6 protein-coding genes are annotated in these 10,633 nt (G+C 46.7%); 1 reads left to right on the top strand and 5 read right to left on the bottom strand.

The window, feature by feature from the left end; all coding sequences use genetic code 11:
- Positions 1-171: 171 nt before the first annotated feature.
- Positions 172-2,376 carry a B12-binding domain-containing radical SAM protein gene (locus tag ACFQ2O_RS16520; RefSeq protein ID WP_377530212.1) on the top strand — a complete coding sequence of 735 codons (2,205 nt, stop codon included), beginning with the start codon at positions 172-174 and terminating at the stop codon, positions 2,374-2,376.
- Between the two features lie 52 nt (positions 2,377-2,428).
- Here the strand turns inward: ACFQ2O_RS16520 and ACFQ2O_RS16515 are convergent, their stop codons facing one another.
- The 5 genes from ACFQ2O_RS16515 to ACFQ2O_RS16495 all read right to left on the bottom strand — a co-directional run bounded on the left by ACFQ2O_RS16515 (position 2,429) and on the right by ACFQ2O_RS16495 (position 10,521).
- Entirely contained in the window at positions 2,429-3,349 is a 921-nt protein-coding gene (locus ACFQ2O_RS16515) for a DUF6624 domain-containing protein (RefSeq protein WP_377530207.1), read from the bottom strand.
- Between the two features lie 543 nt (positions 3,350-3,892).
- On the bottom strand, positions 3,893-5,563 hold the full coding sequence (locus ACFQ2O_RS16510; RefSeq protein ID WP_377530204.1) for a M28 family metallopeptidase: 1,671 nt from the start codon (positions 5,561-5,563) through the stop codon (positions 3,893-3,895).
- Between the two features lie 160 nt (positions 5,564-5,723).
- Positions 5,724-7,751, bottom strand: coding sequence for an excinuclease ABC subunit UvrB (gene uvrB / locus ACFQ2O_RS16505; RefSeq protein WP_377530202.1), 2,028 nt, complete (start codon positions 7,749-7,751; stop codon positions 5,724-5,726).
- 363 nt (positions 7,752-8,114) lie between these two features.
- Positions 8,115-9,134, bottom strand: coding sequence for a Kelch repeat-containing protein (locus tag ACFQ2O_RS16500; RefSeq protein ID WP_377530197.1), 1,020 nt, complete (start codon positions 9,132-9,134; stop codon positions 8,115-8,117).
- Between the two features lie 10 nt (positions 9,135-9,144).
- The gene (locus ACFQ2O_RS16495; protein ID WP_377530193.1) at positions 9,145-10,521 is read right to left on the bottom strand and encodes a DUF4270 family protein; all 1,377 of its coding nucleotides are present in this window, start codon (positions 10,519-10,521) and stop codon (positions 9,145-9,147) included.
- Positions 10,522-10,633: the final 112 nt, after the last annotated feature.

Here is a 10,633-nt window from a genome sequence, read left to right as displayed (position 1 = left end):
AGCTTTATACTTAGATGTTTTTATACTACTCACCAGCTGTAGGTTTCAGGTGAACCAGGCCTATACTTTAACTGTTGCAAAGGCGGCAGGTATTACATTGTGTACCATATTCAGTACTTTTGTCTTCTGGCCCTGCTGCCACACTACTAGTAAATTTTAAATTGATTTGCCTTGGATAAGCCTACTATACTGCTCATTACGCCACCGCTCACACAACTCAATACGCCCTACCCGGCAACAGCCTATATCAAAGGCTTTTTAGGAGGGCGGGGCTATCAGGTAACTCAGGCTGATATGGGTATTGAGCTCGTGTTACAGATGTTCACGCGTAAGGGCCTTCAGCAGATTTTTGAGGCCATAGAGCTAGGCAATTTTGAGCTATCGGATAATAGCCTGCGCATGCTGCGCTTAAAGCGCGAATACCTGAATACGATTGAGCCGGTTATCCGCTTTTTGCAGAATAAAGATAGTACGCTGGCACAGCAGATCAGCTACAGCCGGTTTTTGCCAGAGGCTGCCCGCTTTGATCAGGTAGAGGATATTGACTGGGCCTTTGGCAGCATGGGCATTTCGGATCGAGCGCGCTATTTGGCTACTTTATACTTAGAAGACCTCGGCGACCTGATCAAAGAAACCATCTGCCCATACTTTGCTTTCAGCCGCTATGCCGATAGCCTGGCTATGTCAGCCACGCACTTCGACCCAATGGAAGAAGCGCTGCAACTGGAGCCTAACCTGGTTGATGAAATGCTGCTAAACCTGCTGGCCGAACGACTGCAACAGGTACAGCCAAGTATAGTAGGCTTTTCCATTCCTTTCCCGGGCAACTTATATGGTGGCCTGCGCATGGCCAAGTTTATCAAAGAAAAATATCCGCACATAAAAACCATGATGGGCGGCGGCTACCCTAACACAGAACTACGCAGCCTGCGGGAGCCACGCCTTTTTAAGTATATTGATTACATAACGCTGGATGATGGCGAAGGCCCATGGCTGAGGCTGCTGGAGCACCTGCAGGGACAGCGGGAACAGGAACAGCTACAGCGTACTTTCTTATTACTTGGTGGAGAAGTGCAGTACATTAACGGGAGCACTGATCCCGATATTCCGCATACAGAAGTAGGAACACCGGATTACAGCGACCTCAAACTGCACGATTACCTGTCGGTGATTGACGTAATAAACCCTATGCACCGCCTCTGGAGCGATGGCCGCTGGAATAAGCTAACTATTGCCCATGGCTGTTACTGGAAACGCTGCTCATTCTGCGACATTACCTTAGATTATATTAACCGCTACGATGTGGCACCTGCCACTATGCTGGTAGACCGTATGGAGCAAATTATTGCCCAGACGGGGCAAACGGGCTTCCATTTTGTAGATGAGGCTGCCCCTCCCGCTCCACTGCGCGACATGGCCATTGAGCTGCTGCGGCGTGGGGTAAAGATCAGTTGGTGGGGCAATATTCGCTTCGAAAAAACATTTACCCCAGATTTGTGCCGCTTGCTGGCTGCGTCTGGGTGTATTGCCGTATCTGGTGGCTTAGAGGTAGCTTCTGACAGGCTGCTGGCACTGATGGAGAAAGGCGTAACAATAGACCAGGTGGCCCGTGTAACTGATGCTTTTACCCAGGCGGGCATTATGGTACACGCCTACCTCATGTATGGTTTCCCGACACAAACTGCCCAGGAAACCATAGACTCTTTGGAAGTAGTGCGGCAGCTGTTTCTGAACGGGGTAATCCAGTCGGGGTACTGGCACCGGTTTAGCATGACGGCCCACAGCCCTGTTGGTAAGAACCCGGAAAAGTATGGCGTAGTAAAAGTAGGTCCGGAAGAGGGGCTTTTTGCAAACAACGACCTCTGGCACGAGGACCCGCAAGGCACCGACCATACTATGTTTGGCGAAGGATTGGCCAAGGCTATTTATAACTACATGCATGGTGTAGCCTTAGAGGAGCCGCTTTCGTTCTGGTTTGATTTTAAAGTGCCACGCGTAAAGCTGCGCCCTGATCTGATTTACAAAGCAATTCAGCAACCGCAGAAACCTGATGCGGAGCGCCGTAACGCCAGGGTGCTGTGGCTAGGCGGTATTCCGGAGATAGAGTTTACCATGATTGCCAAAAAAGGCCAGACCATCGAGCGCTGCCTGCTCACTTTTTTTGAAAAAGGCGAAGATTTTCAGATAAAAACCACGGCTGTGATAGGCCAATGGCTGCTGGATACGCTACAGAAGGTAACAGCAGAAAGTATTACGGCTGTTACATTTAAACAACTAGAAGAAAGCTTTCCTGTTGATGGGCACCTCAACTTTGCAGAGTTTATAAGCTCCCCAACCTGGTTTGAACTTCGGGAGAAAGGTTTACTGCTGCTTTAAAGTATAAAGGCCGAAACTACCAACCTGTTTCGGCCTTTATACTTTCAGTCTCTTACTCTTCAGTTTTTATCTGCGGCACCTGATAATCAATTCCGAATCTTTTCACGTAATCTTGTAGCGGCTCCAACCCCATCTCCTCCCGGCGTTTGTTTACGTTAGCTTCGTCCTCTATTTTGTAAAGCTCGTATTTTCCTGTTACTGTGTTTACCTTCAGTTGGCTGCCATAGAGCTGAGGTTGCTCATTGTACATTCGTACTTTATCTTCCACCAGCGCCAGTTGGCTTTTATCTGCCTCTCCTATAGCTGTCGCTTCTCGCAGCAAAGGCAAACACTTTTCCATCACTTCTTTTTTAGAGTGCTGCACCACCAGAAAAGCAGCATTGCTGGCCTGTGGTCCTACCATTGTTTTTCCGGGCCAGCCATGCTTAGCTAATATAGCAGCTACTAATTCCTGATTTTCTTTATCTACCTCGATAATTTTCTGGAGAACCTGCTGTGTCTCTTTAGATTCGCTGCCATATTTCTTTAGTGCTACATCAAACGCCTGCCGCACCTCCTGGTCTTTAGCATAAATTTGCTCCAACTCGACCTTAAGCGGCTTATTATAATTTGCTTCCAGGGCTGCTACTTTTTTCTCCAAACCTTTCAACAAAGCAATCCAACGCTTCTCCTGGTGCAGGCTGTTAAAATCATTGTCCTTCTTCAGGTGGTTTAGGTTGATGTATCCTTTGTTTATGGCCTGTTGCAAGTATAGCAGCGCCTTCTTTTTGTCTCCAGCCATTGCCCACGAGCAGGCTGCATTGTAATAATCTGTAGCACTACCTCTACCCTGCGCAAAAACCTTCGTATAGATCTCTCCAGATACTCTATACTCTTTTGCCTTATACTTTGTACTTGCTTCGCTTATACTTTGAGCCGATACAGCAGCGGACATGCTAACCAACAGCAGCATGCTCCATAGTATTTTATTCATGGTAGGTTTAGGTTACCTGTATTAGGATTACTAAATATAGCGAAAATAACAGATGCACAATTATATTTAAAATACTTAAAGTATAAAATATATTCATCCCTCGTGCAACCTCTGCCATACTTTCTGCATCTTATTATCGGAAGCAGGCAATAAAGCCGCCAGCTTTCAGACTACTACCTCCACTACCTATAAAACTGTGAAAAATTCAGATGGGCCAGTTCCTGCTCTTCCAGGAGCAGGAACTGGCCCATCTAACAATTAAACTTCACAAGACTGTATATATAACTCCTGTTACTTGTCCTATTCAAGTATAAGTTTCAGTTTTCTCAAACCCATATTTGAAAAGCCCCATCCAAGGTATACCAAGCTCAGTCTGCTAACAATACAGCATCAAGAAGCTGTATCTGTCTGAAAAGTAAAACTATTCAAGCAATTCAGAGCTATGTGAAGTATAACTGCTGAATAAGATCCTTTTCCTGGAATAAACAAAAATGCCGCTCCTACACATTTGCAGGAGCGGCATTTTACTTTAAACAGATGGGACTACTTCTTCATATAGGCTTCTCGTGCGGCTTTAAACTCAGACCCTGCCTTCCACTTGGGCCACTCTCCTGAAAAAGCTAGTCGTTTACCTACCTTGTACAGCAGCGTCAAATCTTCCACGGCTCCGTCAAGCTTCAGGTCAGGATGCATTTCGTCCGATGGTTTATGATAATATTCAGCAAAGAACTCATCCAGTTTCTGTTTCCCATATGCCTTGCCATGTTCCACGTGGTCTGTGCCCGGGCCAATGAACAATGCAGGTACCCCAATTTTAGCAAAGTTGAAGTGATCGGAGCGATAGTATAAACCAGCTTCCGGGTTAGCCTCAGGAGCAATATAACGGCCTGCCTGCTTCGCCTCCTCTGTTAAGTATTCCTCCAGCTCAGACTGCCCTAGCCCATACAGCACAATATCTTTGGTTTTGCCATAGGAGTTGAGCATGTCCATATTAATATTCGCCACTGTTTTCTCTTTCGGAAAGATCGGGTTCTCGGCATAATAAGCAGAGCCCCACAAACCTTGCTCTTCTGCCGTAACAGCCAGGAATACAATGCTTCTTTCCGGCTGGTTTGATGCGCTTTTAAATGCTTTGGCTATTTCCAGTAAGCCGGCTACGCCTGTTGCGTCGTCTACAGCACCATTATAAATGCTGTCGCCCGTTGCATCTGCTTTCCCATAGCCCAGGTGGTCCCAATGGGCAGTGTAGATAATGGCCTCGTTAGGGTACTTGCTGCCGGTAATCTTGGCTACAAAGTTGTTGCTCTTATCATAAGTAGCATTGGTCTTAAGCGATGTGCTTACGCTGATACCCATTGGCTGTGGTTTGGCTCCTGGCTTTGATGCATTGGCTGTGACGGCGGCATAGTCCATTCCGGCAGCCCCGAATAACTGCTGGGCTGTTTCATCTGTTACCCAACCCTCGATTGCGCATTTGTAAGTTTCTTTTCCTTTAGGATCTAAGTATAGCTTAGAGGTATTCCAGTTATTTTGCACCACTTCAAAGCCATAGCCTGCAGGTTTTGTATTATGGATGATCAGACAGCCTTTGGCTCCTTGTCTTGCAGCTTCTTCAAACTTATAGGTCCAGCGGCCATAGTAGGTCATGGCTTCGCCTTTAAACACATCCTGCTTCTGCTCATAAAACCCGGGGTCGTTTACCATGATCAGCACTACTTTATCTTTCACGTCAAGGCCGGCATAGTCATTCCAGTTATACTCGGGTGCTACAATACCAAAACCTGCAAAAACAAGTTCGCTGTTGTTGATGTCTATACTTGGGTCTGTTCTCCTTGTCCAGAGCACATAGTCTTCACGGCCTTCCAACTCAAACGTTTTGCCTTTACCCGTTACCGTCATGCGTGTGCTGGGGATAGTGCGAATATCTACCATAGCCACCTCTTGAGAATAGCTATCACCATTTCCAGGCTCCAGCCCAAGCTCCTTGAACTCCCGCTCAAGGTAGGCTAGTGTTTTCTTCTCGCCGCTGGTAAAAGGCTTTCGACCTTCCAGATCATCAGAAGCCAGTTCAGACAGATACGCACCATAGCTTTCTGTTGAGAGAATGTCCACGGACTCAGAGGTAGTATCGGCTGTTTCTGATTTGGTTGAACCACAGGCGCCAAGCATCCCAAGTATGGCAGGGAAGCAAAAGGGTAATATTTTTCTAATCATATTGGTTTTATAAAACGATTCACAACAAACACATAAGATACAGGATTTTCAGCAACTACAATAAACAGCACCTGAGGTTATACTTATCATAGGCCAGAAACAGAGAAGCAGATACGTTATGGCATCTGCTTTTCTGTTTCTGAATTTAAACCAAAGCTAATTAGTCGCGCTTAGACTTGAGTAGCTTACGCAGGTCTGCCAGTTCATCTCTATACTTGGCTGCCTGCAGGAAGTCTAAATCTTTGGCGGCGGCTTCCATCTGCTTCTCTGTTTTCTTAATCAGCTTTTCCAGTTCATCGCGCTTCATCATTTGCACCACCGGTTCAGCAGCCATCGAGACTTCTTCTGGTCCGGCATACATTTTCACATCCCTCTTCTTCGCATCAGCTACCGAAGTCTGCTGGAAAATTTCATCACTTGATTTGATAACGGTACGTGGTGTGATACCATGTTTTATGTTATAGGCAATTTGCGTGTCGCGGCGGCGGTTGGTCTCATCTATAGCCCGTTGCATTGATCCTGTCATTCGGTCGGCGTACATGATAACTTTGCCTTTGTCGTTACGTGCGGCGCGGCCCATCGTCTGAATCAGGGAACGCTGGTCGCGCAGGAAGCCTTCTTTATCGGCATCCAGTATCGCCACCAAACTCACCTCTGGTAAGTCAAGACCTTCACGCAGCAGGTTCACCCCTATCAGCACATCGATAATCCCCAGGCGCAGCTCGCGTAGGATCTCCACGCGGTCCAGCGTCTTCACTTCGGAGTGCAGGTACTTTACTTTTATGTTGAGGCGCTCCAGGTACTTAGCCAACTCTTCGGCCATACGTTTTGTCAGCGTCGTCACTAGTACACGTGCACCCGTTTTTACGCGCTCGTCAATCTCATCCAGCAGGTCATCTACTTGGTTGGTGCTTGGCCTGATTTCTATTTCAGGATCCAGTAAGCCAGTTGGTCGAATAATCTGCTCTACAATGACACCTTCTGATTTCTGAATTTCGTAATCGCCGGGCGTAGCACTCACAAAAACCACCTGGTGCATCAGGCTCTCAAACTCGTTAAAGGTAAGCGGGCGATTGTCCATGGCGGCTGGCAAACGGAAGCCATACTCCACTAGGGCCACTTTACGGGAGCGGTCGCCGCCCCACATGGCGCGTACCTGCGGCAGCGTAGCATGGCTCTCGTCAATCACCATCAGAAAATCATCCGGAAAATAATCCAGCAAGCAGAACGGGCGGGCACCAGGTGCACGACGGTCGAAGTAGCGGGAGTAGTTCTCGATGCCGGAGCAGTAGCCTAACTCACGGATCATCTCCAGGTCAAATTCAGTTCTTTCCTTGATGCGCTTCGCCTCGGCTGGTCTGTCTTCTTTCAGAAAATATTCATTCTGCGCCACCATATCGTACTGGATTTCGTGGATAGCCTGGTTCAACGTGTCTTTGCCAGTCACGAAGAGGTTGGCCGGGTACAGCGTCACTGCCTGCTCCTCCGCTAATTTTTTGCCGGATTCAGGATCAATACGGTGAATGGCTTCCAGCTCATCCCCGAAGAAGTACAGGCGGTAGGCAAAGTCAGCATAAGCTGGGTAAATATCTACTGTATCGCCTTTCACTCGGAATGTTCCACGTGTGAACTCTGCTTCAGTGCGGCTGTAAAGTATCTGCACGAATGTATAAAGCAGGTTGTTGCGGCTGTAGCGCTGCCCCGGTGCCAGGTGCATTACGTTTTTGCCAAATTCTTCCGGGTTACCTATACCATAGATACAGCTTACCGATGCCACCACCACAATATCGCGGCGACCAGAGAGCAAAGCAGAGGTTGTGTGCAGACGCAGCTTCTCAATCTCTTCGTTAATTTGCAGGTCCTTTTCTATAAAAACGTCTGAAGAGGCAATGTATGCCTCCGGCTGATAATAATCGTAGTAAGAGATAAAATACTCCACTGCATTCTCCGGAAAGAACTGCTTGAACTCTCCGTACAGCTGGGCGGCCAGTGTCTTGTTGTGGCAAAGCACCAAGGTAGGCTTGCCTGTGTTTTTGATGACGTTCGCCATCGTAAAGGTTTTACCGGTACCAGTGGCACCAAGCAGCACTTGTGCAGGTTCACCGTTATTTACACCCTCGGTCAGTTGGGCTATGGCTTTCGGCTGGTCGCCGGTAGGTTGAAACTCTGATGTTAGCTTAAAATCCATTCGTCTATTTTACGGAGTAGTAAAGATAAACTATAACATTTAAAACCAGTAGTTAGTTTAGCCTGCTGCTATAGTTATACAGTGCTGTACGGCAGCGCTCGGAAAAAGCTTTACACGTAAAAAAACCTGCTGCAAGGCAACAGGCTTCAGTGCATATTACAGAAAAAATTAGTCTCCTTCTAACTCCTTTGTGCAGCATGGCTATACTTGCGCCTCTATATACTCTAAAGCTTCAGGCACATTGCTACAACTTGCCAGGAACTCAACTATAAGACCCTACAAGCTACCCGGCAGTTGCAAGCAGGCATAAAAAAACAGGCTGACTCAAAGAGCCAGCCTGTTTTTTTATGCCTGTATGACAGGCTATTTTTTATTGGCAACAGCAGGGTCTAATGACCAAAAGTCTTTCTTAAAGTCCAGCGTATTCATACCGAGGCCGAAATAACCTTTGTCACCAATTCCAAAACCAACTGCACTGCTTCTTGTTGGCCCTCTGAATTTGCGTAGCTGTGTCCAGGTATCGGTTGCAGGGTCAAACTTCCAAACTTGTAACTCTAATGTATTTGCTGCACTGTTTACACCTGTATTCACTAGATATCCATTGCTTCCTACAGAAAACGAGCCCATAAGTGATCCAGCACTGAAAACAGGGAATTCTCCCCCACTGCGGTCAGTGGTACTCAGAGTCTTTAAATTTCTCCAAGCACCTGTCGCCGGGTCAAACTCTATCAGGTCAGTATTATAAACGTTATTGTTTATACCTCCTCCTATATATCCCTTTCCATTCGCCACAAAAGCAAACCCATTTAGGCGCCGAGCTCCAGACATTTCTTGTTGAGCCACCCAGTTATCTTCTTCTGCATTGTACATCCAGAAGTCCTTCAGGTATGTTCCATCATATCCAGCACCTACATAGCCGCTATTGCTAAACGACAGGGCAACAGCTCCAAAACGGGCTGAAGCAGGAAGGTCTGCAACTCTGGTCCAGGTATTAGAGGATGGCGTATACTCGTAAAAATCATTTAAATAGTTAGAGCCGTTATAGCCCGTACCCACATAGCCTTTACCGTTAGCAGAAAATGCTACCGCAGCACTACGTGCCTCTCCCGGAAAGTCTGCAATCTTTGTCCAGGTATTCGCGTTTGGCTCATACATCCAGAAATCTTGTAAACGCTTGGTGCCGTCATAGCCGGTACCAACATATGCTTTGCCATCAATCACAAAAGATACGGCGCTGCTACGGGCCACACCGGCAAAGTCTGCACGCGGTTGCCACTCCCCTATCACTAGCTCGTCCTCACTATCACAAGAGGTTAAAACGCATATCGAAAGCACTAAAGCTAAGGCCGATAAAAGACGCATGTTCCTAAAAAGGTTTTTCATGTTACCGATCTTATTTAATTGTAGTATAGTAAACTTTTAATTTAATACGCTGCGCTCCTACCACCAATCGGCCGACACTGCTTTGGTATGCAGAAGAAGCCGGGGCAATAAATAACGCATTGTCAGAACCTAAACGCTCATCTTTCAATTTGTCAACTATATACTGCGTAATGATAAACTCATAGCGGCCGTTGGTACCTGCATCTTTATTAAATCCAGCGGCAAGCGGTGGCACATTGCTGCCAGCCGTATAGTTGGCATTAACTGTAGCGTAAGGAACATTATTTTCATTTGTTCTATACAGGTTCAGTACACTTGGTACCGGATAGGGATTAGTGGTTGTTGCTCCTTGAAGAGGCTCTACGATCAAAACAGCATGATTAACAAATTCTGCTTTCAGCTGCTCTTTCAGGCGGTTTAAGTAAGGAATTTCAATCTTGATCATCAAACCGCTCCCAGCTTGTGCCACACCCACGCCATTTGCTGCCGCTGCAGGTAACTCCTCTCCCCTCACAATTCCTGCAAGTGGGCTACCAGTAAAATCGTTCTCAAACTTATTAAACTGTAAACTGGAGTTAACTATCGGAAAATCGTGCACCTTACTTACTTTAGCACCACTCACTGTTTCTGAATAGTATAGGCGCACAACAGTAGATGCTGCAGGAAAACTAGCTACTGCACTGCCCTCTAACGGAGCGAGGCTTAGCCCCTTAAAGTATGATTGGAAACTTGTATTGTCTGTTAGCTTCGTGTCACCTGCCTTACGAAGAGCAAACCATTGCCTGCCCAGCTCATCAGAAAGAGGTACTAGAAGCGTATCTTTTCGTACTGGCCTTGGCAAAAACGAGAAAGTTGTCAGAGCTGTAGGAGCAACCAATACTTTACTTGTGTTGTAAAGGGCGCTGGCGCTGTAAAACAAAGACCTTGGCTGTTCATTTGGGAACACCGGAGACAAGGTTCTGGCTGCAAGCGCAGACGTTACTTCATTAGCAGTAAAGGTTATTGCTTTTGTAGTATCGCCATAATAATTACTTGATGTATTGAGAACCAGGCGCAGGGAATCATACGTGGCATCAGCAGCCAGTGTCCATGTGGAGCCTAACCCAAGCTGAAAGAAGGTAGAGGCTTTGAGCGTACCTGCGTTTGGGTCGGTATACTGCCCGACCAGCAAACCACCTGTTCCTGATGTTGCGATAGAATCCAGCAATACAGTGGATACATCTATAGAAAGAGTATCGATAAACTTGCCTTGGATATTATCCTCTACCAGTCCTAAACCAAGTTCATTTGGATCCTCGCAGGATGATAGAAGCAGCAGGGCACTAAAACAGCCAAGAAGGTAATTCAGCTTATTTTTGAAGTGTGCTTTCGTGTTTGAAAATAACATATACTATTGTGAAAACAGATTTTAAGAATCTGGTTATGGACTACTTAAGCGTTGACTGCTTTCCGCAGAGGGTGCTGCCAAAAACCTATTCTAAATTTATAACGGTAATGCT

The organism is Pontibacter rugosus, from assembly GCF_042678745.1.
GTDB classification, from domain to species: domain Bacteria; phylum Bacteroidota; class Bacteroidia; order Cytophagales; family Hymenobacteraceae; genus Pontibacter; species Pontibacter rugosus.
Note: the sequence above shows the minus strand (reverse complement) of the source record. Positions and strands in the feature narration are given on the sequence as shown.

Bases quoted from the DNA above. Each gene is read 5' to 3' on its own strand.
- ACFQ2O_RS16495 (WP_377530193.1), bottom strand. From the start codon at position 10,521: ATGTTATTTTCAAACACGAAAGCACACTTCAAAAATAAGCTGAATTAC.
- ACFQ2O_RS16500 (WP_377530197.1), bottom strand. From the start codon at position 9,134: ATGAAAAACCTTTTTAGGAACATGCGTCTTTTATCGGCCTTAGCTTTA.
- uvrB (WP_377530202.1), bottom strand. From the start codon at position 7,751: ATGGATTTTAAGCTAACATCAGAGTTTCAACCTACCGGCGACCAGCCG.
- ACFQ2O_RS16510 (WP_377530204.1), bottom strand. From the start codon at position 5,563: ATGATTAGAAAAATATTACCCTTTTGCTTCCCTGCCATACTTGGGATG.
- ACFQ2O_RS16515 (WP_377530207.1), bottom strand. From the start codon at position 3,349: ATGAATAAAATACTATGGAGCATGCTGCTGTTGGTTAGCATGTCCGCT.